The sequence below is a fragment of the Bradyrhizobium sp. 191 genome, assembly GCF_023100985.1.
GTDB classification, from domain to species: Bacteria; Pseudomonadota; Alphaproteobacteria; order Rhizobiales; family Xanthobacteraceae; genus Bradyrhizobium; species Bradyrhizobium diversitatis.
In genome coordinates this window covers 2,238,754-2,264,036 of the sequence record NZ_CP064692.1, presented here as the reverse complement: position 1 = coordinate 2,264,036, position 25,283 = coordinate 2,238,754, and the positions used below count along the sequence as shown (strand labels likewise).

At 62.5% G+C, this 25,283-nt stretch carries 30 protein-coding genes and 1 pseudogene; 21 read left to right on the top strand and 10 right to left on the bottom strand.

Annotation, left to right across the window (positions count from 1 at the left end):
• Positions 1-4: 4 nt before the first annotated feature.
• The 3 genes from IVB23_RS10400 to IVB23_RS10390 are packed head-to-tail and all read left to right on the top strand — an operon-like array spanning position 5 to position 2,286.
• On the top strand, positions 5-1,219 hold the full coding sequence (locus tag IVB23_RS10400) for an acetate/propionate family kinase (protein ID WP_247803445.1): 1,215 nt from the start codon (positions 5-7) through the stop codon (positions 1,217-1,219).
• Positions 1,216-2,004 (top strand): enoyl-ACP reductase FabI, encoded by a 789-nt coding sequence (gene fabI, locus IVB23_RS10395; RefSeq protein WP_247803444.1) that lies wholly within the window; start codon positions 1,216-1,218, stop codon positions 2,002-2,004. The genes IVB23_RS10400 and fabI overlap by 4 nt, the downstream gene beginning before the upstream one ends.
• An 18-nt stretch (positions 2,005-2,022) precedes the next feature.
• Positions 2,023-2,286 carry a DUF3551 domain-containing protein gene (locus IVB23_RS10390; RefSeq protein ID WP_247803443.1) on the top strand — a complete coding sequence of 88 codons (264 nt, stop codon included), beginning with the start codon at positions 2,023-2,025 and terminating at the stop codon, positions 2,284-2,286.
• 46 nt (positions 2,287-2,332) lie between these two features.
• On the opposite strand, the gene IVB23_RS10385 is transcribed toward IVB23_RS10390, so the two are convergent.
• From IVB23_RS10385 to IVB23_RS10365, 5 genes are all read right to left on the bottom strand, one after another.
• The gene (locus tag IVB23_RS10385; RefSeq protein ID WP_035672683.1) at positions 2,333-2,791 is read right to left on the bottom strand and encodes a MaoC family dehydratase; all 459 of its coding nucleotides are present in this window, start codon (positions 2,789-2,791) and stop codon (positions 2,333-2,335) included.
• Between the two features lie 13 nt (positions 2,792-2,804).
• On the bottom strand, positions 2,805-3,455 hold the full coding sequence (locus tag IVB23_RS10380; protein ID WP_247803442.1) for a 3-oxoacid CoA-transferase subunit B: 651 nt from the start codon (positions 3,453-3,455) through the stop codon (positions 2,805-2,807).
• Between the two features lie 4 nt (positions 3,456-3,459).
• Positions 3,460-4,113 (bottom strand): 3-oxoacid CoA-transferase subunit A, encoded by a 654-nt coding sequence (locus IVB23_RS10375; RefSeq protein ID WP_247803441.1) that lies wholly within the window; start codon positions 4,111-4,113, stop codon positions 3,460-3,462.
• 91 nt (positions 4,114-4,204) lie between these two features.
• Complete coding sequence (locus IVB23_RS10370) at positions 4,205-4,804, bottom strand: hypothetical protein (protein WP_247803440.1); 600 nt, start codon at positions 4,802-4,804, stop codon at positions 4,205-4,207.
• Complete coding sequence (locus tag IVB23_RS10365) at positions 4,801-5,727, bottom strand: alpha/beta hydrolase (RefSeq protein ID WP_247803439.1); 927 nt, start codon at positions 5,725-5,727, stop codon at positions 4,801-4,803. The genes IVB23_RS10370 and IVB23_RS10365 overlap by 4 nt, the downstream gene beginning before the upstream one ends.
• Positions 5,728-5,858: 131 nt before the next feature.
• On the opposite strand from IVB23_RS10365, the gene IVB23_RS10360 reads away from it, so the two are divergent.
• Genes IVB23_RS10360 through IVB23_RS10345 form a run of 4 tightly spaced genes read left to right on the top strand, consistent with a single transcriptional unit; the run spans position 5,859 to position 9,936 of the window.
• A complete protein-coding gene (locus IVB23_RS10360) occupies positions 5,859-8,366 on the top strand; it encodes an alpha/beta hydrolase (RefSeq protein ID WP_247803438.1) in 2,508 nt (835 codons plus the stop codon).
• An 8-nt stretch (positions 8,367-8,374) separates the two neighbouring features.
• Complete coding sequence (locus tag IVB23_RS10355; protein ID WP_247803437.1) at positions 8,375-9,238, top strand: alpha/beta hydrolase; 864 nt, start codon at positions 8,375-8,377, stop codon at positions 9,236-9,238.
• 23 nt (positions 9,239-9,261) lie between these two features.
• Complete coding sequence (locus IVB23_RS10350; RefSeq protein ID WP_197968415.1) at positions 9,262-9,438, top strand: hypothetical protein; 177 nt, start codon at positions 9,262-9,264, stop codon at positions 9,436-9,438.
• Positions 9,439-9,498: 60 nt separating this feature from the next.
• On the top strand, positions 9,499-9,936 hold the full coding sequence (locus IVB23_RS10345) for a potassium channel family protein (RefSeq protein ID WP_247803436.1): 438 nt from the start codon (positions 9,499-9,501) through the stop codon (positions 9,934-9,936).
• Positions 9,937-10,393: 457 nt separating this feature from the next.
• On the opposite strand, the gene IVB23_RS10340 is transcribed toward IVB23_RS10345, so the two are convergent.
• Positions 10,394-11,077, bottom strand: a complete 684-nt coding sequence (locus IVB23_RS10340; RefSeq protein WP_061878358.1) for a helix-turn-helix domain-containing protein — start codon at positions 11,075-11,077, stop codon at positions 10,394-10,396.
• Positions 11,078-11,319: 242 nt separating this feature from the next.
• Between IVB23_RS10340 and IVB23_RS10335 the strand changes: the two genes are divergently transcribed.
• From IVB23_RS10335 to IVB23_RS10320, 4 genes are all read left to right on the top strand, one after another.
• A complete protein-coding gene (locus tag IVB23_RS10335; protein WP_247803435.1) occupies positions 11,320-11,952 on the top strand; it encodes a response regulator in 633 nt (210 codons plus the stop codon).
• Between the two features lie 221 nt (positions 11,953-12,173).
• Positions 12,174-12,503: a response regulator gene (locus IVB23_RS10330; protein ID WP_245311967.1), complete on the top strand. Its 330-nt coding sequence runs from the start codon at positions 12,174-12,176 to the stop codon at positions 12,501-12,503.
• 128 nt (positions 12,504-12,631) lie between these two features.
• Complete coding sequence (locus IVB23_RS10325; protein ID WP_247803434.1) at positions 12,632-12,979, top strand: hypothetical protein; 348 nt, start codon at positions 12,632-12,634, stop codon at positions 12,977-12,979.
• Between the two features lie 275 nt (positions 12,980-13,254).
• Positions 13,255-13,920, top strand: coding sequence for a helix-turn-helix domain-containing protein (locus tag IVB23_RS10320; RefSeq protein WP_061878355.1), 666 nt, complete (start codon positions 13,255-13,257; stop codon positions 13,918-13,920).
• A 34-nt stretch (positions 13,921-13,954) separates the two neighbouring features.
• On the opposite strand, the gene IVB23_RS10315 is transcribed toward IVB23_RS10320, so the two are convergent.
• Positions 13,955-14,539, bottom strand: a complete 585-nt coding sequence (locus IVB23_RS10315; protein ID WP_197968412.1) for an invasion associated locus B family protein — start codon at positions 14,537-14,539, stop codon at positions 13,955-13,957.
• Positions 14,540-14,576: 37 nt separating this feature from the next.
• Positions 14,577-15,029 (bottom strand): annotated as a pseudogene (locus tag IVB23_RS10310) (transporter); the annotation flags it as partial.
• A gap of 136 nt (positions 15,030-15,165) precedes the next feature.
• Here IVB23_RS10310 and IVB23_RS10305 point away from each other — a divergent pair.
• The 4 genes from IVB23_RS10305 to IVB23_RS10290 all read left to right on the top strand — a co-directional run bounded on the left by IVB23_RS10305 (position 15,166) and on the right by IVB23_RS10290 (position 18,578).
• Complete coding sequence (locus IVB23_RS10305) at positions 15,166-15,846, top strand: YoaK family protein (protein WP_247803433.1); 681 nt, start codon at positions 15,166-15,168, stop codon at positions 15,844-15,846.
• A complete protein-coding gene (locus IVB23_RS10300) occupies positions 15,843-17,534 on the top strand; it encodes a SulP family inorganic anion transporter (RefSeq protein WP_247803432.1) in 1,692 nt (563 codons plus the stop codon). Before IVB23_RS10305 ends, IVB23_RS10300 begins: the two co-directional genes overlap by 4 nt.
• 153 nt (positions 17,535-17,687) lie before the next feature.
• A complete protein-coding gene (locus tag IVB23_RS10295; RefSeq protein ID WP_247803431.1) occupies positions 17,688-18,110 on the top strand; it encodes a hypothetical protein in 423 nt (140 codons plus the stop codon).
• A 33-nt stretch (positions 18,111-18,143) separates the two neighbouring features.
• Entirely contained in the window at positions 18,144-18,578 is a 435-nt protein-coding gene (locus IVB23_RS10290; protein ID WP_061878350.1) for a hypothetical protein, read from the top strand.
• A gap of 42 nt (positions 18,579-18,620) precedes the next feature.
• Here the strand turns inward: IVB23_RS10290 and ppk2 are convergent, their stop codons facing one another.
• The gene (gene ppk2, locus IVB23_RS10285) at positions 18,621-19,421 is read right to left on the bottom strand and encodes a polyphosphate kinase 2 (protein ID WP_061878690.1); all 801 of its coding nucleotides are present in this window, start codon (positions 19,419-19,421) and stop codon (positions 18,621-18,623) included.
• A gap of 17 nt (positions 19,422-19,438) precedes the next feature.
• A complete protein-coding gene (locus IVB23_RS10280; RefSeq protein WP_061878349.1) occupies positions 19,439-19,891 on the bottom strand; it encodes a hypothetical protein in 453 nt (150 codons plus the stop codon).
• A 164-nt stretch (positions 19,892-20,055) separates the two neighbouring features.
• Between IVB23_RS10280 and IVB23_RS10275 the strand changes: the two genes are divergently transcribed.
• From IVB23_RS10275 to IVB23_RS10250, 6 genes are all read left to right on the top strand, one after another.
• Complete coding sequence (locus IVB23_RS10275) at positions 20,056-20,481, top strand: hypothetical protein (RefSeq protein ID WP_061878689.1); 426 nt, start codon at positions 20,056-20,058, stop codon at positions 20,479-20,481.
• Entirely contained in the window at positions 20,474-21,709 is a 1,236-nt protein-coding gene (locus tag IVB23_RS10270) for an HlyD family secretion protein (protein ID WP_061878348.1), read from the top strand. The genes IVB23_RS10275 and IVB23_RS10270 overlap by 8 nt, the downstream gene beginning before the upstream one ends.
• Before the next feature lie 22 nt (positions 21,710-21,731).
• Positions 21,732-22,142, top strand: coding sequence for a hypothetical protein (locus tag IVB23_RS10265; protein ID WP_061878347.1), 411 nt, complete (start codon positions 21,732-21,734; stop codon positions 22,140-22,142).
• Positions 22,143-22,262: 120 nt separating this feature from the next.
• A complete protein-coding gene (locus IVB23_RS10260; RefSeq protein ID WP_247803430.1) occupies positions 22,263-23,009 on the top strand; it encodes a DUF2092 domain-containing protein in 747 nt (248 codons plus the stop codon).
• Entirely contained in the window at positions 23,006-23,290 is a 285-nt protein-coding gene (locus IVB23_RS10255; RefSeq protein WP_061878346.1) for a hypothetical protein, read from the top strand. Before IVB23_RS10260 ends, IVB23_RS10255 begins: the two co-directional genes overlap by 4 nt.
• 96 nt (positions 23,291-23,386) lie before the next feature.
• Positions 23,387-25,270: an ATP-binding protein gene (locus IVB23_RS10250; protein WP_247803429.1), complete on the top strand. Its 1,884-nt coding sequence runs from the start codon at positions 23,387-23,389 to the stop codon at positions 25,268-25,270.
• Positions 25,271-25,283: the final 13 nt, after the last annotated feature.

The following is a 25,283-nucleotide window of genomic DNA, read 5'->3' as shown; positions in this document are numbered from 1 at the left end:
CGCGATGGATACGATCCTCGTCGTCAACGCAGGCTCCTCGAGCGTCAAGTTCCAGATATTTTCTGTCGAGGGAGAGGGTATCCTTCGCCGGCAGATCAAGGGCCAGATCGACGGCATTGCCAGCCGACCACGGTTGCGGGCGAGTGGCGCGAACGGTGAGACGCTGGCCGAGCGAGCATATCCGATCGAGGCAGTCGCGGACGTTCCGGCGGCGATGGAGATCGCCGGGAGCTGGTTGCGTGAAGAGCTTCGCATCCATCCGATCGCGGTCGGACACCGCGTCGTGCATGGCGGCCCGGACTTTGACCGGCCGGTGTCGATCGATCACGGCGTTGTCGCCCGCCTGGAACGCTTCGTCAATCTCGCACCACTGCACCAGCCGCACAATCTGGCGCCGATCCGGTCGATCCTTGCCGGCTTCCCGAGCTTGCCGCAAGTGGCGTGCTTCGATACCGCCTTTCATCGCACGCACAGCGCGGTCGCCGATCACTACGCGATCCCGCATCACCTCCATGCCGAGGGGGTACGCCGCTATGGTTTCCACGGGCTGTCTTACGAATATGTCGCGAAGGCCCTGCCGCAGATTGCGCCCGACATCGCGAACCGGCGGGTCATCGTGGCTCATCTGGGGAGCGGTGCCTCGATGTGTGCGCTCAACGAGGGACGAAGCGTCGAAAGCACCATGGGCTTCACGGCGTTGGACGGGCTGCCGATGGGCACGCGGCCCGGCCAGCTCGACCCCGGTGTCGTGCTCTATCTCATCTCCGAGAAGGGCATGTCCGCGGCGAACGTCCAGGACTTTCTCTATCGCGATTGCGGACTGAAGGGACTCTCGGGCGTCAGCAACGACATGCGGGAGCTCGAGGCCAGCGACGACGTCAGGGCCAAGCTGGCGATCGACTATTTCGTGTATCGGATCTGCCTCAATGCCGGCATGCTCGCGGCCGCATTGCAAGGTTTGGACGCCTTCGTCTTCACTGCCGGCATTGGCGAGAATTCCGCGACGATTCGCGCCCGTGTGGTCGAGCAGCTCGGATGGCTCGGTGTCAGCCTCGACCACGCCGGCAATTCTCGCAATTCGCGGCTGATATCGCGTGCCGAGAGTCGTATCCCCGTCTATGTCGTACCGACCGACGAGGAACTGATGATCGCGCAACACACGCTGTCGCTGCTGATGAAGCAGCCATCGAGCAACTCCAGACAAGAGAGGGCGTCATGATCCCCGTGTTCCCGGATACCAAGGTTGCCTTGAAGGGTAAGAAGGGCCTCGTCGTCGGCATCGCCAACGACCAATCCATCGCCTGGGGCTGCGCAAGGGCGTTTCGCGCCCTCGGGGCGGAGCTCGCCGTCACCTACCTCAATGACCGTGCCAAGAAGCATGTCGAACCGCTGGCGCAGGCGCTGGAAGCGCCGATCTTCATGCCGCTGGACGTCATGATGGAAGGCCAGACCGAACAAGTGTTCGAGCGGATTGCAAGCGAGTGGGGGCAACTCGATTTCCTGCTGCATTCGATCGCGTTTTCGCCGAAGGAGGCGCTGCACGGTCGCGTGGTGGATGTCGGCCGCGACGGCTTCCTGAAGACGATGGATGTCTCCTGCTGGTCGTTCATGCGGATGGCGCATCTCGCCGAGCCGCTGATGAAGAACGGGGGCACGATGTTCACCATGACCTATTACGGCAGCCAGATGGTCGTGAAGAACTACAATGTGATGGGGGTGGCCAAGGCCGCGCTTGAAGCAGCCGTCCGCTACATTGCGGCCGAACTCGGTCCGAAGGGCATCCGTGTTCACGCGATCTCACCAGGCCCGCTCGCCACGCGCGCGGCATCGGGCATCCCCGAATTCGATGATCTCATGGACAAGGCGCAGTCCACCGCGCCGACCCGCAGCCTCGTCAGCATCGAGGACGTCGGCAATGCCACGGCGTTCCTGGCGCTCGACGGGGCCAAGCTGATCACCGGCGGCGTTCTCTATATCGACGGCGGCTATCACATCATCGACTGACTGACGGAGGAGGTTCTGGTGCGTGCGCTTGGGTTGAGCCTGTTTCTGCTCGCGATCCATTTCGTGCCGGCGCAGGCGCAAACCTACGATCCTCGCTATGCGATATGCATGAAGGTCTATGAAGGGTCCTTTGGCGGAGGCGAATGGATCGATTGCAGCTACACATCGCTGCCGCAGTGTCAGGCTTCGGCATTCGGTCGCGCCGCCACATGCGTGATAAACCCGTACTTCGCTCAGGCTTTCCCCCGTGGGAGATACCCGCGATATCCACGAGCCTATTGACGGCGTCCTCCATGTCGCCGCGGCTAGCCGTTGGCAGCACACCTAGCTAGCGATAATGCAGCGCGATCAGCTCGGCGACGCAGGCCGGCTTCTTGCCGCCCTCGATCTCGATGACGAGGTGATAGTTGACGCGCAGGCCGTCCGGCGGCACGTCCTCGGCTTCGGCGACCGTGATCCGCCCGCGCAGCCTCGATCCGGCGGGGACGGGGGCAAGATATCGAATTCGATCGGCGCCGTAGTTCAGGGTGTTGCGCAGGCCCTTCAGGCCCATCACCGAACGAATGAAAAGAGGTGCAAGCGACAGGGACAGCAGGCCGTGCGCGATGGTGGTGCCGCCCGGCGCTTCCCTCCTGGCGCGCTCCTGATCGACGTGGATCCACTGCTCGTCGCAAGTCGCCTGGGCAAACTGGTTGATGCGATCCTGCGTCACCTCGATCCAGTCGCTGACACCGATCTCGGTACCGACCGCGGATTTGATCTCGTCGAAGTTGCTGAATATGCGCATGATGGTGGCCTGCTCAGATCTTCATTTGCGGGATGTCGTCGGACACGACCAGCTCGGCGTCCGTCACCGCCATGACCTCGCCCACGCTGATGCCGGGAGCAATCTCCAGCAATGTGGCCTTGCCGTCAGGAAAGCCGATCACCGCCATGTCGGTCACGACCAGCTGCACCGGCCGGACCGACGTCAACGGCAGCGTGCAATTGGCGACGATCTTGGACTTGCCCTTCGCGGCATGCTGCATGGCGACGATGACCCGCTTGGCGCCGCTGACGAGGTCCATCGCGCCGCCCATGCCCGGAACCATCTTGCCGGGGATCATCCAGTTGGCGAGAAGTCCGTGGGCATCGACTTGGAGCCCGCCGAGCACGGTGACATCGACATGGCCGCCGCGGATCAGTCCGAACGACATCGCGCTGTCGAAGGTGCTGGCCCCCGGCAGCGCGCTGATCGGGCGGCCGCCGGCGTCCGTCAGGAGAGGGTGCTCCAACCCTTGCTCCGGAATCGGGCCCGTGCCGATCAATCCATTTTCCGACTGAAAGAACACGCTCAGTCCCGCCGGGACGTAGTTGGCGACGAGCGTCGGAATGCCGATGCCGAGATTGACGAGGTCGCCGTTTCTGAGCTCCCTGGCGACGCGTCGGGCGATGATCTCCTGTGCATCCATGGCTTCACCCGCTTGGGTTGGTAATGAGATAGTCGACCAGGGGCGCCGGCGTCACGACGTGGTCGGGCGCGATGACGCCAACGGGCACGATGTGTTCCGCCGTCACGATCACGGTGTCCGCCGCCATCGCCATGACCGGATTGAAGTTGCGCGCGGTCAGCGCATAGGAGAGGTTGCCGAGGTAATCGGCGAGAAAAGCGTGCACGAGCGCGAACTGCGCCCGCAATGCGGTCTCGAGCAGGAACGGCTTTCCGTCGACCTCGATCTGGCGCTTGCCCTCCGCGACCAGCGTGCCAACGCCGGTCGGCGTGAGGACGCCGCCGAGACCGCACCCGCCTGCGCGAATGCGCTCGACGAAGGTGCCTTGCGGAATCAAATCGACTGCGATTTGCTTGGCCAGCATCTGTTGCTGCGCCTTCGGATTGAGGCCGATATGGGTCGCGGTGAGACGCGAGACCAGTTCCGCATCGAACAGCTTCCCGACACCCTTGCCGGGCAACGCAGCGTCATTGCTGATGATGGAGAGCCCTGCCTTTTGCTGCCGGACGAGCTCGTCGAGCAGACGCCACGGCGTGCCGACCCCCATGAAGCCCCCGACCATGATGCTTGCGCCTGCCGGGATCATCGCGACGGCTTCTTCGATGGAAACGGCCCTCATGGTCCCAGCTCCAGTCGACAGAGATCAAGGAAGCGACGGTGGGATGCTCGCTTTGCGTTCATCCTGGTCCCTTGATCTGCGTCAAGGCTTCTCATGATTTGTGGACCACGATGCCGACGCCTTCGAGCGCGCTGGTCCATAGCTTGCGAGTCTCGACGTGGCGATGTTCGAGCGCAGCGCTGACAGCGTCGCGATGGGCCAAAAGCTCCGGTCCTTTCAGGAACAGGATTTGTGCCTGCAGCAACCGGCCGCTCTCCAGTTCGATGCGCCGCAAGGCCATGACAAAGGGATCGTCGGCATTGGCTTCCCTCGGGAGCAAAGCTGCCGGCCTTATGCCGGCATGAACGGCATGCGCAAGTGTTGCCAGGCTGACAGCCCGCGCCAGCGGCTGGTCCGGAATGCCCTCGGCTGGTTGCGGAAACCATGCCGTCTCCCAGGACATCGACAGGTATCCCAGCGCAAGGTCCGGGACCCAGGACGTCGCCCGAAGCAGCAGGGAGACGATCTCCGCCTCATGGTAGACCTGAGCGTTCAATTCGGTCTGCCAGGCGGACACGAGCTTTGCGGGCAGCACGAACGCGAACTGCCGCGCCAACGCGCCATGGGCGGAGGTCAAGAACGCAGCGACGCGAGTCTGCTGGTGCGGCGGCACACGGCCTTGCGGGTCGAGCGGTCCAAAGAATCCGCTCATGTGGCCGGTCCCTGCACGGGGATGGCACGCAGATGATCGTAGCCGGCAGGAAACGCAATGAGCTCGCCACCGGCCTCTTCCGGCGCGATCCAGACAGCCTTGTTGCCTTGCCATCTCCCGGCCAGCACGTCCTCGGCGAAGCGAGCGAGCAAATCCGCGGTCAGCGCCGGCTTCTCCAATGTGAAGGCGTGATAGGCGCGCTGGATGATCACGAGCGCGCTGTTCGGAATCTCGGCGCGCAGGGTCTCATGGACTGCACGGGGCGTCAGGAAGTCGAACTCGCCGTTCAGGATCATGGTCGGCAGGGTGATCGACGACAGTTGCGACGTCAGCGGCCGGAAGTCGAGAAAGGACTCCATCAAGTTTTGCAGCGCGAAGACGTCGTTGACCAGCCAGCCCTGCCGCTTCACGCTGTCGAGCTTGTCCAATACCGGTCCTAGCCATTGATCGGAGACGTTCATCGGCAGCAACAGATCCTGGAGGTAGCTGGTGCCGCCCAGGATCAGCGCGGTGCGGAGCGCGTTGCCAAGCAGGAACAGTTGCGGCGGAAGCTCCGCGAAGCAGCTCATCGGCGCCAGCCCGGCCAGCCGCTCGCCGTGCTCGATCGCATAGCGCAGCGCGATCAGGCCGCCGAAGCTGATACCGGCGAGAAAAATGGGTCCGTCACCGAGTTCGTCGACCAGGAGATGAAGCGCCGTCACCTGATCATCCTGGTTGATGAAGAGAGCGGGCTTGTCCGACTCCCCCTGGCCGAGCAGGTCGAACGTCGCGACGCGGAATTGCCGCGCAACCAGGGCGTCACGATACGCGGACCAGAGCTCGGCATATTGTGTAAGCCCGTTGACCAGCACATAGGCCGGAGCGTTCGCTGGCCCATCAAGCTCATAACGGATGCGATACGAGCCGTGGCTGAGAAAGGGCATTGCGAGGTCCGGACCAGATGGATGGCAACCACAATGCTCGTCCACGAAGACAGCGATCCATTGAGTTAGATCAAGGGTCGGCCGCGATCGCGTACCTAGCCTTTTGACAAAATTGCCAGGAGGAAGCCGCCATGGCCGGAAGGAATTTCATTCGGCATTGCTGTGTGAGTCTGCTGTTGCTGTTGGTGGGGACCGCGTTGGCGGTCGCGCAGCCCTACAGCCGCCGCTCGTCGCAGATGCAGCATGATGAGCTGAAGAAGACGGTCGAGATCCCGAACTTTCGCCTCGGCGGCAAGTACGATCTGTCCGATCCGTCGAAATGGGAGAATGGTGGCGAAGGCGGCGTGACGCTGGAGTCGCTCGGGGCGGGCAAGTTGCACTCGGCCTACATCGCCGTCGGCACGCCGCGGCGCAATGCTGCCGGGGAGATCACCAATGCCGTGATCATCAACTCGTACTATTCCGGCGACTCGACGGACATGTACGAGCAGTGGGTCAAGGGTGCTGCCTTGTCGGGTGGCGTGCCGATCATCGGGCCGGGCCGGCCGATCGACACCAATCGCTACTATGTCGTCATGGTCGATCCGCTCGGCACCTGGGGCGCGAGCAAACCGTCCGATGGTCTCGGCATCAAGTTTCCGCAATACAGCTACTACGACATGGTCCAGGCGAACTACCGCATGCTGCGGGACGGCTTGAAGATCGCCCGCGCTGCCTTGGTCACCGGCGTCTCGATGGGAGGCACGCAGACCTATGTCTGGGGCGTCATGCATCCAGAGTTCATGGGCGGCTTGATGCCGATCGGTGGCACCACCCAGTCGGATTCCGAGGACCCCGTCGGCAACTGGACCTTCCAACTCATGACCGCCGCGATCGAGGCCGATCCGGTGTGGCAGCAGACCAAAGGCGATTACTACAAGCTGCCGAAAGAGAAGCACCCGATTCCCGGCATAGCCTTCGGCTGGTCGGTGCTCGGCCTGACCGGCTACGACTTCGCTTTCCGCACGACGCAGAGCTTTGCGGCCGTGCAGCCGGAAGTATTCTACTGGAATCCGCCGAACGAGAAGGCCGCCAGCAGCGTGATCACGCGCGCCAAGCTCTACGACGCGGTCGATCTCGTCTGGCGCAACCGGGTGGGTGAGATTCACAACGTCAACCCCTATCTGGGCCGCATTCAGGCGCGCACGATGGTGATGCACATCACCAACGATGGCTGGCTGAACTTCAAGCTTGCCGAGCGCGCCGTCGATCGCGTGCCGGGCGCCCAGCTGATCTCCGAGGAGAGCCCGGTCGCCCATTACGGCGTGTTCTCGATCATCAACCACCGCAAGCACGATCCGAAGTTCGTCGCCTTCATGGAGGACGTGGCGAGCCTCGACCGCGCGCAGAAATACGTCGACAAGAATTATCGCGTGCCCGGCGTGGCCGCGAGCATCGACCCGGGCAAGTCGTTCTGGAAGGATTTTGTGACCTACCCTTATCCGGTCAAATACGCGACCACGAAAGACAAGCGGGGCACGTCCTGGCAGATCGGCTACATGGACGAGTACGCCGGCACCGAGAAGGATCCAAAGGTGCTCGTCATCATTCATGGCAAAGGCGCGTTCGGCGGGCACTACGGTAACGTCATGCAGTATGCGCTGCGTAGCGGCCTGCGCGTGATCGTGCCGGACCTGCCGCACTACGGCATGTCCGGTCCCGGCAATCTCGACAAGAGCCCGGCGCGGACGATGCAGGACATGCGCGAGGCCGTGTACGATCTCGTGGTCAATCAGCTCGGCGTCAAGAAGGCCTATTACCTCGGTCATTCGCTTGGCGGCCAGGTCGTCATGGGCTATGCGCTCACGTGGCCGGACGCCGTCCTGGGCCTTGCGCTCGAAGCTCCTTCGGGCCTCGAAGAGTATCCGCGCGACATCACGATCGCCAAGGACAAGAAGGCGCGCCTGTTCGATCAGGTGTTCGATCATGATTTCGACAAGTGGAAGGAAACCTGGGGGCCGACCGGCATCCTTGCCGCGGAGATCGGACGCCCGGAGCAGAGCGTCCGCGACTTCTTCTATTTCAAGAAACGTGATCCGGAGACCAACGCCGTGTCGGCGGCGAAGAGCGGCTATTTCTACAACGATAGCGAATATGCCCGCTTCCACACCGAGCAGCGCGTCGGGCTCATCAAGGGCAACCCGAAGGAGCTCGAGCAATGGGCCAACGTCTTCATCTACGACATCTATTCGATAGGGTCCGAGCTCCAGCAGGATGACCCGAAGAACCTCTACCAGCGGGTGGCCCAGATCAAGGCGCCGATCTTCATCTCCTTCGGCGACAAGGAGCCGTTCATCCCGACGCCGGCGTTCAACGGCTTGACGGACCTCGGACGCGACGTCATCACGCCGTTCATGTCGCGCATGACCAGTGCAGGCAACCGGCCGATCCTCAAGATCTATCCGGAGACCGGTCACTTCATCCACACCGACAATCCGGTGGAATTCCCGGTCGACGTGGTGGATTTCGTGATCAAGGGAACGGTCGATACGTCGTCGCCGCTCAGCACGGATCGGATGATCAAAGGTTCGGCGGTCTCGGCCTTGCCGGTGGCGCCGACGCCACCCGGCGCTGCACCGACCGCCGGCCTGAACAAGTAGGCTGGATCATGTCAACGGTTGAGGCAGGTGAGGTCCGGTTGGGCTGGCGAGAGTGGGGCCAAGGCGACGTCACCGTCGTCTTCATCCACGGCAATCTCGCCAGCAAGGACTGGATCGAGCTCGCTGCACCAATGTTTCCGAGCGGACTGCGCGTGATCGGAATTGACTGGCGCGGCTGCGGCGACAGCGATCGGCCGAAACCTGCGGCCGACTATATCAACTACTCGATGCAGCAGCATGCGCATGACATGCTGGCAGCACTGGATACGCTGGGCATCGGGTTCTGCCATCTCGCGACCCACTCGACCGGCGGCATCATCGCTGCACGGATGCTGCTGATGCAGCCGCAGCGGTTCGGGCGGGTGTTCGCGCTCGACCCGGTCACGCCGCTTGGAATGTCCTTCAATGCCGATCAGATCGGCCTTTTCCAGGCGATGATGGCGAACAAGCAACTGACGCGGACGGTGATGGCCAGTGCGGCGTCCTCGCTGTTCGTGCCAGAGAGCCTTGCGCCGAACGCGATCCCGCGATTCCGCGAGGGCCTCGGCGAGATCCCGGCGCTGTTCGATCGCATCATTGAGCAGACTTTTGGCGTCTCCGAGGGTGTCTGGATCGGCACGCCGGTCAACCTCGCCCGGGAAAAGGAAAGCCGGGAGCTGGAGCGCCGCATGCCGGAAATCCAGCATCCGCATCTTGTGCTCTGGGGCGAGCAGGACGGGTGGATAGCGCTGGCGGATCTGGAGAGTATGGCGGCGGCGATGCCGGACTGCCGGCTCGTGACCATACCCCGGATGGGTCATTCCATGAATCTGGAGCTGCCGGCGCTTTATGCCGGCTATTTCGGCGCCTGGTTCGGAGGATTGGCGCATTAGCAATTGTTCAATGGAGGATGCGCATGGCTGAAACCAAAAAGCTTTCCGTCGAGAAGGCGCTCGACAAGATGCGCGGCGAAGAGCAGACGAAGTCAAGGACTGAGCGGCAGGATGAGAAGACCGAGGCGCTTCAAGAAGAGATCAGGCGCATGAGAACTCAACGGCTGCGCCTCGACCGGACGCCAGGCAAGCGAGGTTGAAGTGCGCTCACGCCATCGGGCGGGCAAGCCTGGCGAACGGGCACGCGGGGAGGAGGGACAATGGTGCTTCAATTCCTGCTTGGCACCATTGTCAGCCTGATGAACATCATGATCCACGCGCTGGTCATGGTCGGCGCGATTGGGATCGCCCGTTCGGCCGGGCTGCGACATACGGTATGGCCGAGACTACACCTGATGGCCGCGATGGTCGCTACCGCCGCGGTTCTGATGGTGGCGCACACTTTGGAAAGCGTCGTCTGGTCGGCGGCTTACCTGATGGCCGGCGTAGCGCCTGCCGGCAGTGACTTGGTCTATTTTGCCTTCGTCAACTACACCACGCTCGGCTATGGCGACATCACGCCGGTCGAGACGCGCCGCCTGCTGGGCCCAATGACTGCGATGAACGGCATCCTGCTGTTCGGCTGGTCGACCGCGGTATTGTTCGAGGTGCTGCGCAAGACCGTCGAGCACCTGGCGGCGATCGAGACCCGCGACTGATCTATTCTTAACTCCTGATACGAGCGAACGAGGACGACTGGTCGGTTTCAGCGACGGCCAGCTCGATTGACGGGCCCCCCACGGTTCGCCGGGGTTCCAGGTCGCACGGCTTCGCGGGCGATCGGGCGCGGCCGTAGGACGACCCCCGGCTCTCGCGACGCAGCTCGGCGGATAATCCACGTACTGGCAGTAAACGACGGCTCCGGCCCCGGGTCGTCGCCATCAAGCTTGAAAATGCCACCGTTGTCCCGATGGCCAAGGAGGCCAACGTGAACGAGGCCGAACATGAGTTGCGCGACCGCATGAATCCCTCCCTGAAATGTCGTACTCCGCGCTCGAAGCACTCCGACCTTGCGACCTGGACGGTGAAACCGTCGTCTTTCGTTGATTGAAATCAATCGCCAGGTACAGTTGGCTGCATGATCACGGCGTAGGTTGCGATTAGCGACTCGCGGCTTCAGCTCTGGAGGTCGAGGCTGGCAAGCTTCGCCCGGTCTTGCAGCACGATCTGCCGTTGGGTATTGCCGACGAAGCCGAGAACGCCCAATTCGTGCAGCCGCGACAAAGCACGCGACACCGTCTCCAGCGTCAGGCCGAGGTAATCGGCGATGTCGCGCCGCGACATCGGCAGCGCGATGACGCCCGCGGCGGTCAGGCGCTTGTCCATCTCGAGCAAGAAGGCTGCAACCCGCTCAAGCGATGTCTTGCGGCCCAGGAGCAGCATGTGGTCCTCGGCATGATGGAGATTGGCGGTGGTCATGCGAAACAGGTTCTTGGCGACCATGACGTCGCTCTTCGCCACCATTTCGAGACTTTGCCGCTTGATGAGGTGAACGGTGGTGTCGATGATGGCTTCCGCCGTGAAGCGATGAGCTCCGTCATTCTCGAGGCCGAAAATGTCGCCCGGGAGATGAAACGCGCCGATCTGGCGCCGGCCGTCGGTCAGCAGCTTGTAACTTCGCACTGCACCAACCTTGACCTGATAGACGTACTCTGCCGGCTCTTTCTCCCCGTAGACTTCAGTGCCCTTCTTGTAAGTGAATTCGCTTAGACTGACGATCGTGTTCGAACTGCAGGTCATTCCGAAGTCACGGAGGGAATTGGGGCGCGGGGACCGTTCTGTTGCGATGCGCACAAACATGGACCGCCTCCTCTGGTCGCTGAGCTGGTTCGTCGCTGAGATTATTTCGCTGCCGGGAGCGCCTCGCTGTTTCCCGGGCGATTGGTGTACGATGAAGGCCGTGTTATAAGCCATTGCCTCTCAGGTCATTGTACCAAGGGGCAGGGGCTAATACCTTGCTCGACGTGAATCGCCTCAGGCGCATTTTTCTTTGGTTGCTTTTGTTGCGTATTTGAAGGTTGCGGGACCCTCCAGGAGGTCAAATGCCCGGCTTGGTTCACGTGGTGGACGACGACGCCTCCTTCCGCACGGCCGTCGAGCGCCGGCTGAAGCTCGCTGGTTATGAGGTCGCCACCTATTCATCGGCCCAGGATCTGCTCGAGCGGCTGCCGGGCGGTGATGGCCCCGGATGCATCTTGCTCGACGTGCAGATACCCGGGTTCTCCGGTCCTCAGCTACAGAGCCACCTCGCCGGGCTCGGGTCCACGCTCCCGATCGTGTTCGTGACAGGCTACGCAGATACGCCGACGACCGTGCGCGCCATCAAGGCCGGAGCCGAAGATTTTCTCACCAAGCCCGTCTCGTCGGAACAGCTGCTCGATGCGCTCGCGCGTGCCTTGATCCGCCAGCAGGCCGACCACATCCAGCGCACAAAGCTCGGTTTGCTCCAGATGCGGCTGAAGTCACTGACGCCGCGCGAACGCCAGGTGTTCGAATTGATCGTGCGCGGCAAGATCAACAAGCAGATTGCCCACGAACTCGGCACCGCTGAACGCACCGTAAAGGCCCATCGCCATCAGGTGATGGAGAAAATGCAGGTGCAGTCTCTCGCGGAACTTGTGTCGATGGCGGAGCGGCTAGGCGTACTGGATCCCGAAGCCAAACGGCCCGGCTGACGACGCCTGTGGTTCCGGCGGGTCTCCGTCAAGCAACCTGCACACAAGGACTATTTCAAAGCTCGGCAAGGGTATGCTGTAGTCCGGATGCGCGGGCTGTAGTCGGGCTTGTTGTCCGACTGATCCAAATCGTCCGGCAAACTGACGCCAGCCAATACCTGGAAGGACCGCCGAACTTGTCCTCGTGCAAACCTGTTCTTGTCGTCGACGACGACGCGTCGATGCGCATGAGCATCAAGCGCCTTCTGCGCGCGCACGGCTTCACTGCGCTGCTGTTCGACTCGGCACATGCGCTGCTCGACCATGGCGACTGCGGCGAGGCAGCATGCATCATCATCGACATCAATCTGGACGATGCCTCTGGAATTGAGTTGCGCCGCAGGCTTGCTGAGCATGGCGTTGCGGCACCGGTCATCTATATCACCGGCAACGACAGCCATTTGAATCGCACGGCCGCAATCGAGTCCGGATGTATTGCCTATCTGACCAAGCCGTTCGCGGCAAAGGCGTTGATCGACCCCATCCATCGCGCCTGGTCGACGGCAAACTAGCGGCCAGCGGTTTGCCTCGTCATCCCGTGTTGGGGGTAACCGTTGACGCGGATCAACCACATCACCCATGGCGCTGGATATTGAAGTCTGCTTCTCATCGGGAGCAATCGTATGCAGGGAGATGAGGTATGAAACGGCTATTAATGGTCACTGGCATGGCTGCTGCGCTGTCGTCCGGCGCGGCGCTCGCCCAATCGGTCAACCTTACCGGCACTTACACGTGCGTCCAGATGTGCCGTGGTAACTTGCCGGCCCACGTTACGCAGAACGGACCCGAGCTCAATCTCACCACCGAGGCCGGCGTGCCGTCGCGCGCATGGCCGGACTGGTTCTCGCCAGCGAGCCGCATCTGGATCGATGCTTACGACATAAGCGCTGTCTATACCCCCGACGGCATGACGATCCAGTTCGACAACGGGACCATCTGGCAGCGCTATGTGCCGCCGCCTGCGCCGTCACGTCGCAGGGCGAAATGAGCCAAACCCGTCGACAAGGCCCTGGGCGGCTTGATGCCCACCGACATGGCGCGACCGCTGACTTATACAAAAAGGGCTTACGGCCCAAATTGCACAAACTTCCCCCCATGTTGGCGCAGAGGAGCACGTGGCCTTTCGAACCTCCTGGTGCCCGTCCTCGCTCGCCCGGCAATAACGTAGCCACCGCTTTGAGTTGAGCCAGATCAAATGCTCTCGTATGCTATTGCCTAAAATTCCCGAATTCACTGCCAATTCTATTTGTAGGGAGTTCTGCAATGTTGATCAGGACCAGGACAGTGAGCCGTCCTGCCGATGACGGGCAATTGGAGGCCCTCGTCGGCGAACGGGTCTTTTGCAGCGAATTCACTTATCGGAGAGGAACGGAAGTCTTTGGAGAGGGCGAGGAGGCCGAGTACGTCTACCAGATCGTGTCTGGTGCGATCCGGACCTACAAACTGCTCTGCGATGGTCGCCGACAGATCAACTCGTTCCACCTTCCGGGCGATCTGTTCGGGCTGGAGAACGGCGCGGTTCATCGTTTTACCGCAGAAGCAGTCATTCAGACCAAGGTTCGCATCACGAGCCGTCGACACTTGCTCGACAGGATCGAGCACCAGGAGGCGGGCCAGGCAAGCCTGCTCACCCTCGTCACGCGCAATCTTCAGCACGCGGAGAACCACATGCTTCTCCTGGGCCGGAAGACGTCCGTCGAGAAAGTGGCCGCATTCCTTCTGGAAATGGACCGGCGACAGGATCATCCAGACGTGATGAGCTTGCCGATGAGCCGCCGCGACATCGCCGACTATCTTGGATTGACGCTCGAGACGGTCTCGCGTGCTCTCTCGACCCTGCGTGATGACAACATGCTGCGGTTTGACGGGCAGACGCAGCGCCAGCTCGTGCTTCTGGATCGCGAAGGACTGGCGCAGCTCGATGCCTGACGGTACAGGGACGATGTTCCGTGGGTTCGCCGTTTCATTCGTTGATGTCCTGCTCGAGCATCTGCGCCGGAGCGCCCTTGTGGACTGAGCCGAACTGCGCCAGCGGCAGCGAAGTCGTCAGCGACAGCAGATTGGAATCGACCACTTCCAACAGGAGTGCCTTTCCCGCTTCCATGTCTCTGATGATCCCTGGGTCTGCGACGTCAGCCGCGATGCAGGCGTTGCTGAGGCACCAGCTGTAGGGCACATGATAGGAATTGCCTTGGTCGACCGTGAGCTTGACAGGGTGCTGCAAGTACATGCCGACGGGTACGAACACTTGCAGGCGCTCGTTGCGGTCGCCGTCGCGCTCGATCAAGTCCACACGGACGGCTGTTTGGCCGGTCGGAAAGGTGCCGGTCATCGAAGTCCGGCACAGCGTCCGAGCACCACCTGCCTTGAAGCACAGCTTGCGCCAAATTCCGTACGTGATGTCCTTTGCCTCGCGCTGACCCCGGGGCGCGACCTCGGCAGGCTTGGCCGCCCGCGGCTTTTCGCGCGCGACCGCCTCCACAACCGGCGCTGTCGTGACGATGGTTGCAGTCAGCCAGGCCGAGAGGCAGTAACGCGCGGTGATCATGGCCGTGTCTCCAAACATGGCAATTCGGCTATCTTCGAGCCTCGAGCTTCTTCGCCTCGACCTTCAGGTCGATCCGCATCATCTTCGGTGCGAGCAGCGGGACGTATATCAGCGTGAGAATATAGCCCAGCACATAGGTGACGGCATGGCCGGCAGCGATGTTCGCCTCCTGATGCTCCAGCACGTCCTCGGGAAGTCCGAGCTGGGCCAGCGCACCCGAGGCCGTGCCGATCACCGAGGATTGCGTCAATGCGCCTGCGGCAAGTCCCGACGCCGTGCCGGGATCGAGGCCGAAGAAGGCGAAGATGAGCACGGCGATCAGGCCGGTGCCCCCGAGCCGACCGATCAGCACCGCCACGATCAGCGTGCACGCGGTCGTGCCGAGAGAGAATCCATGGATCTTGATCCGGCCGAGAACGGTCCCGAGCGCCATCGACAGCAGCAGAAAGATCTCCGGCGCAGTTGAAATGATTCCCCTGACTGCGTTCATCGACGTGGATCCCGGCGCCCCGTGGCAGGTCAAGCTGGGCTCGCAAGCGGCCGGGACGGTTGATCCAAGTCAACCCTTTCGCGGGCGGGACCACTCTTGATGGTCCAATACACCCGCGACAAACCACGTCACGAACATGAGCCTGATGAACACCGCCAGTCTTTCGCTGCGCCGCGACGAGACGGTTTCGATCGCGCTGCTGCTGGCTTTCGTTGGCGGCTATCTCGACGCCTACACCTGGATCACCCATGGCGTGATGGCGAATGCCCAAACGGCAAACCTCGTTCTGCTATGGGTCCATGGTTCGGCCGGGAATTGGGACGATGCGCTTCATTTCGTGCCGCCAATTCTCGCATTTGCAGTCGGCATTCTGCTGGTGTCCTGGCTTCGCGGCGTCATCGGACAGCGCATCAGCGCCATCAGCTCACTCCTCGAGATCCTGCTCCTGGTGACGATCGGCGTCCTGCACAACCGCCTGCCGGATCTCGCCGGCACGCTCGGAATCTCGTTCGTTGCTGCGATGCAGACGGCCGCTTTTACCAAGGTCGAGGGCGTAACCTACAGCTCGGTGATGATCATCGGCAACATGCGTCAGGCCATTGAAGGCGTTCTCATGGCCCTGTCAGGTGGCGGTCCGCCCGGGCCGCTGCGACGCTCCGGCATATTCGCCGCGCTTTGCGTCGCGTTCGGCGTGGGCGCGGCCGTCGGGGCCTTTGCGACCAAAGGCATTCCAGATCTCACGCTAGGCATTCCCGTGACCGCTCTGCTGATCATCCTGTTGCGCTGCGAAACCGAACGGAGCGAGGTGCCCGCATGAACTCGCCGTCCGACCGACCCCTGGGATGGTCGCGATTCTTCCCAGTCTCCGGCTGGCTTGTTGCCTATCGTGGCGAATGGCTGGCATCGGACGCAGTGGCCGGAATAACGCTGGCCGCCTACGCGATTCCCGTATCGCTGGCCTATGCGACGCTCGCCGGCCTCGCGCCGCAGGTCGGCATCTATGGCTACATGCTCGGCGGTATCGGCTATGCGCTGCTCGGGTCCTCGCGGCAGCTCGCAATCGGTCCGACTTCGGCAATTTCACTGATGATTGCCTCCACGGTCGGGGTGCTCGCGGGCGGGGACGCGGTGCGATACGCGCAGATCGCCAGCCTTGCGGCTTTTGCGGTCGCGGTCCTGTGCTTCGTCTGCTGGCTGTTCAAGCTCAGCGTCCTCGTCCGCCTGGTCAGCGACAGCATACTGGTTGGCTTCAAGGCCGGTGCCGGGCTCACCATCATCATGAGCCAATTGCCAAGCCTGTTCGGCGTCGCGGGCGGTGGGCATAATTTCTTCGATCGCGCGTTGCGACTCGTAGCGCAGATCGGCGACACCAACCTTCTCATCGTGACGATCGGCGCGGTTGCGCTCGCGCTTTTGCTTCTCGGCGAACGGCTTTTACCGGGAAAGCCGGTCGGCATCACGATCGTCGCGCTGTCGATCCTCGCTGCCACGCTGCTCTCCCTTCCGGCCGCCGGCGTACCGGTGACCGGAAAGATCCCCGAGGGATTGCCGACACTGGCTCTGCCGACGTTTGGTCTCCTGCAGTTTGACGATCTCTTTCCGCTCGCCGCAGGCTGCGTGCTCCTAGCCTACATCGAGGGCGTCTCCGCTGCGCGCAGCTTCGCGGCCAAACATGGCTACGCACTGGACGTGCGGCAGGAATTCCTGGGGTTAGGGGCCGCGAATCTCGCTGCGGCTTGTGGTCACGGCTATCCCGTCGCGGGCGGGCTGTCGCAATCCGCTGTGAACGACAGTGCAGGCGCGCGCACGCCACTGGCGCTGCTGATCTGCTCGGTCGCGCTGGCGCTGTGCCTGCTGTTCTTCACCGGACTTCTGACGAATCTGCCGAAGGCCGTCCTGGCCGCCATCGTCTTTGCCGCAGTGTATCGGCTGGTGGACGTTCAGGCCCTGCTGCGGATGTGGAAGGTCAGCAGGCTCGACTTCTATGCTGCGGCGATTGCGCTCGTGGCCGTGCTGCTGCTCGGCATCCTGCAGGGTGTCCTGCTTGCGTCGATTGCATCGATCTTCCTCCTGCTGGCCCGCGCATCGCAGCCGAACATTGCATTCCTTGGCCGGCTCCCGGGAACCGGCCGCTATTCCGACAACGCCAGGCACGACGGCGTCGAGCCGCTCGTTGGCGTCATTGCGTTCCGTCCTGAGGCCTCGCTCCTCTACATCAACGCCGAAGCCATCCTGGCGGTGGTCCTCGAGGCGCTGCGGAAGTCGTCCGACATCAGGCTGGTGGCCTGCGACCTCTCCGCATCGCCCTACATCGATCTGGCTGGCGCGCGTATGCTGCGAGATCTCCATGACGAACTCGCCTCTCGTCGCATCGCCTTCTGCATTGTTGGCGCTCATGCGCAATTGCGCGACCTGCTGCAGGCGGAGGGGCTTGCGGAGAAGACCGACAGCTCGCAGTGGCTGCGATCGCTCGACAGCGTCCTCGGTGACTCTCAAGTCAAGTAGCCTCTGCTGCAGCGCGAAGCGTCGGAGAGCGAGAAGTCACCAGCGCGTCTCCGATATCTCGCGACCGTTGACTTGGATCAAAGGAGCGGGCCCCCCGCCGTCCACGGTCCATCATCATCTTCCACGCGAACCGATAAGAATCGGGAGATACATATGTCGAATGACGCCAAGCCCACGCAGCAGCGCATCGATCAGTTCTTTTCGGGGCCCGGTGCAAGGGCTGACGATTGGCGCGATCTGGTGGATGCTGCAAAAGCGTGGGCCCGCGGCGGCGACCGCGCGAAATACGATGCGGCGCTGGCCGATCTCTCGGTCACGGAGGAGTTTCACGGCTATCCCGGCCTGCAACTCATGGGGGCGCTACGCGAAGCAGCGGCGGCCGGCGACGGGGCAACATCGCTTGCCCTTGCGACACGGATCACCCAGGCGTTGGCGACGCGATCCTTCCGCCAGCCTTCCGGCGACTGGAATGCGAAGGACGAGGGCGACGGCGATGCGCCCGAGCTGGTCCCACCGACCTTCGGTGCGCATACGACGCGCAGGCCCGGCTACTTCGCGATGCTGCTCGCCCAATAGTCCGGCGTCAAACTCCAAGAGGAAACGAAAACCATGAGAAAGCCTGTTGTCTATGCGGCCCTGATCGCGTCCCTCACCGGTATCGTCGGATTCAGCACGTCGGCGCGTGCCGATACCGGCCAGGTTGCGGTCGTCTTCACCAAGGGTGGCTTCATCGTCGGCGCCGGTGGCGGCGAGGGCGTTCTGCTCTACCGGGGCAAGAAATATCCATTCACGGTGTCGGGCATGAGCGTGGGCCTCACCATCGGGGCATCGACCACGAAGTTCACCGGCCGGGCGCTCAATCTGAAGGGGCCGGCGTCCATCGAAGGCTCCTACGCAGTCGGCGGAGCGGGCGGCGCCATTGCTGCAGGAGCCGGCGCCGTGCAGTTGCAGAACGCCAATGGCGTGATCCTTCAACTCAGCGGCCCCAGGGTCGGCGCGGAAGTGTCGGCTGCCGTTGGCGGGGTCACGATCCGTCTGAAGTGATCGGAACAGGCGACGGGCTGCGTCACCGCAGCCCGCTCGCCTTCAATATCGTTCGGCGACGAAATTCATTCCCTTCAGGCTGGCCTGGTCGTTGTAGCGTCCCTTGTCGGTGCGCTTCGGCAGCCTGATCTTGTCCTTCTTGATGCGTTTGTGGGGGATGGCGCCAAGAATGTGGGCGATGCAGTTCAACCGCGCCCTACGTTTGTCGTCGGAGCGGACGATGTACCAGGGCGCCTCCTTCGTGCTGGTCTTGTTCAGCATCAGGTCCCGCGCCCGCGAATAGTCGTACCACCGCCGAAAGGATTCCAGATCCATCGGACTGAGCTTCCATTGCCGGACCGGGTCGTCGATGCGGGCCTTGAAGCGCCGCTCCTGCTCGTCCATGCCGACCTCGAGCCAGATCTTGACCAGGATGATGCCGCCGTCGATGACGTACTTCTCCATCTGGGGGCATAGCGTGAGGAAGCGCTGGTGATCCGCGGGAGTGCAGAAGCCCATGACGTATTCGACGCCGGCGCGGTTGTACCAGCTCCGGTCGAAGATCACGATCTCGCCGCCGGCCGGAAACCGCTCCATGTAGCGCTGGAAGAACAGCTGCGTCTTCTCGCGGTCGGATGGCGCGGGCAGGGCGACGACCCGGAACACGCGCGGGCTGACCTTCTCGGTCATGGCCTTGATCGTGCCGCCCTTGCCGGCGGCGTCCCGGCCCTCGAACAAGATGATGACACGGAGCTTGTTTTCCCGCACATAGTCCTGGAGGTGGCACAGCTCGACCTGGAGCTTTTCGAGCTCCTTCTCGTAATCCTTCCGCTTCATCCGCTCCGCAGCTGCGTCCTTGGCCATGCCCATCCTTCCCGTTGCTAATCGTCCCAGGAAATGGTCACGCCGATGTCGCCGGGCATGCCGCCGGGAAAATCGATGATCTGATAGGAGATGCGGTAGCCGCGCGGCTTCAGATAATCGGTCCAGAGCTGGAAGATCTCCTTGGGGATTCCGGTCAGGGTGTTCTCCCACCCTTTTTCCATCTGGTTGATGGCGCGTCCCTTGTCCGTGCACAGCGTGTTGGGAAAGCGGTAGACCTGCACTTCGGTGAGGCCGTTTCGCACCGCACGCTGGATGACGGTCGAGGCGAGCTTGATCTTCTCCTCCTCGCTCTTGCCGGAGGGTTTGCTCAAGCGCTCGATCAGCGCGCGCTTCTCGGCCTCGGCGGCTGCGGCGAGGCGGACATATTCCTCTGCCTTTTCAGCCTCCTTGAGGGCGGCTTCCTTTCGAATTTGGGCGGCGTTGGGGATGAGGTCGTCTAGGCCGGGCATGGCTGGCGGCTCCTGATGGTTGTCCAATCAGCATGCCGGAAACGCTAGGGCGGACGGAAAGCGTTCCCTTGATTCAAATCAAGCAAACGAGGGCGTACCCGAACACAGTACCGCACCTGCAAGTTTTTGACCGGGAGAGACGTTTGAGCGATCAGCTTCATCCGATGGCACCGCATCATCTGCCGTTCTATCTGGCGCCGGGCAGCGGTACCGACACGCTGATGGTGGTGATGGGCGTGTTCCTGATCGGGGTCGTGCTCTGGGTCGGTACGCTCTATTGGAAACTGCACAGCCTGCCCGAGCGGATGGCGCACAAATCGCAAAAATTGCAGTTCGAGTTCGTTGCGGTGCTCGGCCTGATCTCCCTGTTCACGCACATGCACATCTTCTGGATCGCCGGCCTGCTTCTCGCGATGGTCGACCTTCCGGATTTCGGCACGCCGCTGCGCAGCATTGCAGGGTCCGTCGAGAAGATCGCCGACGCGACGCCGGCCTCTGATGCGGGGGAAGTCCAGGCCGAGCCGGCCGTCGCGCCGCCTCCGGCGGACAGGCAGGGACCCGCCAAGGAGAAGGAGCACAGCCATGCTTGAGCTGCTGATCTGCTCGCTCGTGACGATCCTGCCGGACTATCTCTACCGGCGCTACGCCCAGGGCAAGCGCTTCGGCAAGGAAATCACCTTCTTCTCGGTCTGGTACGAGCTGCGCTGGGGCATCACCGCCTGCCTGATGCTGACGGTGTCGCTGATCACCATGATCTTCTATTTCCATCCGGCGACGTCGTCGGCGGCGCTGTACTTCCGCACCGTGCCGATTCTGCCCGAAGGCTCGGGCCGTGTTGCCGAAGTGAACGTCGGCTTCAGCGCGCCCGTGAGGAAGGGCGATGTGCTGTTCACCCTCGACAGCTCGAAGCAGAAAGCAGCGGTCGAGACCGCCAGGCGGAAGGTGGCAGAGGTCGATGCCGCCATGCAGACGGCGCAGGCCGATGTGGTCAAGGCCGAGGCGCAGATCGGCGAGGCGAGAGCCAACTATCAGCAGGCCAAGGACGAGCTCGAGGTAAAGACCGAGCTCCAGCGCCGCAATCCCGGCATCGTTCCGCAGCGTGACATCGACAAGCTCCAGGTGCTGGTCGATCAGCGACAGTCCGGCATCGACGCCGCGACCGCGGCGAAGCAGTCGGCGTCCTTGCAGGTCTCGGCTCTGCTGCCGGCACAAAAGGCCAGCGCCGAAGCCGCGCTCGACCAGGCTCAGGTCGATCTCGACAAGACCCTCGTACGCGCCGGCGTCGACGGGCGCGTCGAGCAGTTCCTGGTTCGCCCCGGCGACGTCGTCAACCAGCTGATGCGTCCGGCCGGCGTTCTCGTTCCGGAGGGTGCGGGCCGCAAGGCGCTCCAGGCCGGTTTCGGCCAGATCGAGGCGCAGGTCATGAAGGAGGGCATGGTCGCGGAAGCGACCTGCATATCCAAGCCATGGGTGATCATTCCGATGGTGATCACGACGGTGCAGGACTATATCGCCGCCGGACAGTTTCGCTCCGGCGAGCAGCTCATCGATCCGCAGAATGCCGTCCGCCCCGGCACGATCCTGGTGTACCTGGAGCCGCTCTACAAGGGGGGCCTCGACGGTGTCACACCGGGCTCGAGCTGCATCGTCAACGCCTACACCAGCAACCACGAAGAGATCTCGGCCAAGGACACCCCGACCAGCCGGAAGATCGCGCTGCATGTCGTGGATGGCGTCGGCCTCGTGCATGCGCTGCTGCTGCGGATCCAGGCGCTGTTGCTGCCGATCCAGACGCTCGTGCTGAGTGGCGGGCATTGAACGACAGAGGAGGAGGGAGCAGATGGGTTTGCGGAGAATGGTCGGGCCAGGTGCGGCACTGATTTCGCTTGTCGTTACGGCCGTCGGCGCCAACGCGCTCGATCTCAACGGCGCCTGGGTCAGCGATGCCGACAATTGCGACAAGGTGTTCGTGCGTAAGGGGGCCCAGCTCGGTTTCACCGACATGTCTGACGTCTATGGCGGCGGCTTCATCATCGACGGAGATCAGATCATCGGAAAATTCGCGCGCTGCCGGATCAGGGCGAGGAAAGACGCAGGTCCCACCGTCAATCTGGTTGCGGCCTGCGCGACCGACATGATGCTCTCCAGCGTCCAGTTCAGCCTGAAGGAGCTGGATGCAAACAGCCTCATCCGGCTGTTCCCGGGTATTGAGGACATGGAGATCCGCTATCACAGGTGCCCGGCGCCCTGACGACAAGTTTCGGGAGCATTGACTCATGTCAAGCAAGCAAGCGGGCGGCGCATCTCAATGGCCTTCATCCGAGGAGGATACGCGATGAGATCAACAACCCTTCGTAAGATATTGCCTGGCATGGGCACGGCTCTGCTGCTGGCGGCGACCTCGTCCGCGCATGCCGATGATCCAGCCAAGATCCTGAAATCGATGACGGACTATCTGGCCGGCCAGAAGACAATGTCCGCGTCCTTCGATAGCGACATCGAGATCATCACGCCCGAACTGCAGAAGATCCAGTTCGCGAGCTCCGGCGAGATCAAGATGAGTCGCCCGGACAAGCTCCGGGTCAGACGCACCGGCGGCTATGCCGATGTTGAGCTGGTCTATGACGGCAAGCTGATTTCGATCTATGGCAACAATGCCAAGAGCTATGTCCAGGCGGACGCGCCCGGGACCATCGACAAGATGATCGACGCGCTTCAGGCGCGTTCCGGCACCGGGATGCCGGGCGCCGACCTGCTGCTCTCCAATGCGTTCGACGAATTGATGGCCACCGTCATCGAGGGCAAGCATATCGGGCAGGGTGTCGTCGATGGCGTCGAGTGCGAGCATCTTACGTTCCGCACGCCGGATACGGACTGGCAGATCTGGATCGAGGCCGGGGCCAAGCCCGTGCCGCACAAATACGTCATCACCAGCAAAACACTCGCCGGGGCGCCGCAATACACGCTCCGGATCAAGGATTGGAAGACTGACGCTTTGAACGCAGATGTCTTCGCATTCGTTGCGCCGGCGGGCGCCACCAAGGTCGATCTTGAGGGTGCCGCAATCGCAGAGTTCGACGAGCTTCCCCCTGGTACGCCGACAGGAGCAAAGAAATGATCGCGCTTCGAAAAGTCATCCTGTTTGCCGCAGGGGTAACCGCCTTCAGCGCCGGATTGTCCTCGAATGAAACAAATGGCCTCATCGAAGGAAGGTTCTTTGCCGAGGCCCAGGCGAGGGTCGGGCGCCCCTTGACTCCCATGAGCTATGCCGGTGTTGCCCGGAGAACCACACGCCGCGCGGTCGCCGTAGGAGCGGCGGGAGTTGCTGCCGGTGCCTACTACGGTTCGTCCTGCGTGCAGGTCGTCGATGCCTATGGCCGGGTCGTGACGCGCTGCTGACAAGACCCGCCAGGGCGAGACGCTTCTTCCGTGCGGCCGTGCTCGGATTGTGCTTTGATGAGAGCCGTTCGATCATTGTGGCCGCCGAAAGAGAGCATGAGCGGACGTGTCCCCAGTGCTGCAGGCGCCTCGTCCGGCCGGGCCGCGTGTCTCGCCGCTTGCCTGGTCGCCTTTCTGGTCGTCGTCGTCGCGCCGGCGATGGGTGCCGATCGCAGCGCGCCCAAACGGATCTTGTTGCTGCATTCCTTCGGGCGAGACTTTCGCCCATGGAGCGAGTATGCGCTAAGCATCAAGGCCGTGCTGGAGCAGCAGGCGCAGTGGCCGCTCGACGTCCAGGAGCATACCCTGCTGACGGCACGGTTCAACAATCCCGGGCCGGAAGAGCCGTTCGTCAACTATCTCCGCTCCCTCTACGCGGGCGTACCCCCTGATGTTGTTGTTAGCATCGGGGCGCCGGCCGCACGGTTTGCCCAGAAATATCGCGATCAGCTTTTTCCCGATACGCCGATGGTCCTGACCGTGGTCGAAGAGCGGCTGGTGAACCGCGCGGACTTGACCGACAACGACACCGTGGTCTCCGTCCAGAACAACTTCACGGCTGCCTTCCACGGTATCCTCAAGGTCCTGCCGGAGACGAAGACGATCGCTGTCGTGATCGGCGCCTCTCGCCTGGAAAAGTTCTGGCTCGACGAGATCAAGCGCGAGGCGACCCCCTTCGAGGGGCGCGTGGCCTTCGTCTGGTACAATGAACTGTCGTTCGACGAGATTCTGAAGAGAGCATCGGTGCTTCCGCCGCACACGGTTCTGTTCTGGGGCTTGATGTCGGTCGACGGGGCCGGCATTGTCCATGAAAGCGATCTTGCCCTGCGCAGTCTTCGTGCCGTCGCCAATGCTCCGATATTTTCCTACCAGGAGCCGTTTTTCAACGGCTATACGGTCGGCGGCCCGATGCATTCGATCGGGGACACGAGCAAGAAGACGGTCGAAGCTGTGATTCGCATCCTGGCCGGCGAGAGACCCAGCACGATGAGGTTCGAGCCCCTCCAGTTTGGACCTCCGAAGTATGATTGGCGTGAGATGCAGCGCTGGGGCATCAACGAGAGCGATCTGCCCGTCGGAAGCGAAGTTCTGTTTCGGCAGGCGGGCCTTTGGGAGACGTACCGCTGGCAGATCGCAATGCTCGCCGCCGTCATCCTGATCCAGGCGGGCCTGATCGGCGGCCTGCTTTACGAGCGGCGCCGGCGGCTCGTGGCCGAGGTCGAGTCCCGGCAGCGTCTTGCGGAGCTGGCCCACGTCAACCGGTACGCGGCGGCAGGCGAGCTGACCACGTCGATTGCCCACGAGCTGAATCAGCCGTTGGGGTCGATCCTGACGAACACCGAGACGGCGGAGCTGATGCTGAAGAGCGAGTCGCCCAATCTGGTGGAAATCGGAGAAATTCTCGCCGATATCCGGCGCGACGACCAGCGGGCCAGCGAGGTGATCCGCAGGCTGCGCAGCATCCTGAAGAAGACGCCGTTCGAGATCGCCAATATCGACCTCAACGACACGGTGGGGGAGGCAATCAGGCTGTTGTCCGCTGTCAGCGATGGGCGCCGAATTGCCCTGAAATTTGCGCCATCCACTAGCGTGCTGCGGGTCAAGGGCGATCCCATTCAGCTTCAGCAGGTCATTCTCAACCTGATCATCAACGCGATCGACGCGATCTCGCAGGCCGGTGCGACGGAGCGGGAGATCAATGTGGCGACGGCCCAGTCCGATGCGTTTGCGGAGATCCGGATCGGCGACAGCGGGCCGGGAATTGCTCCCGCAGACCTGAAGAACATCTTCAACCCGTTCTTCAGCACCAAGCCGCAAGGCATGGGCATGGGCCTTGCCATCGTCAGGACCATCGTTGAAGCCCACGGCGGCAAGATCGCTGCCGAGAACCAGCTATCGCGCGGTGCGCTGTTCACGATCCTGCTGCCCATCGCGCATTGACCGTCTGTCGCTG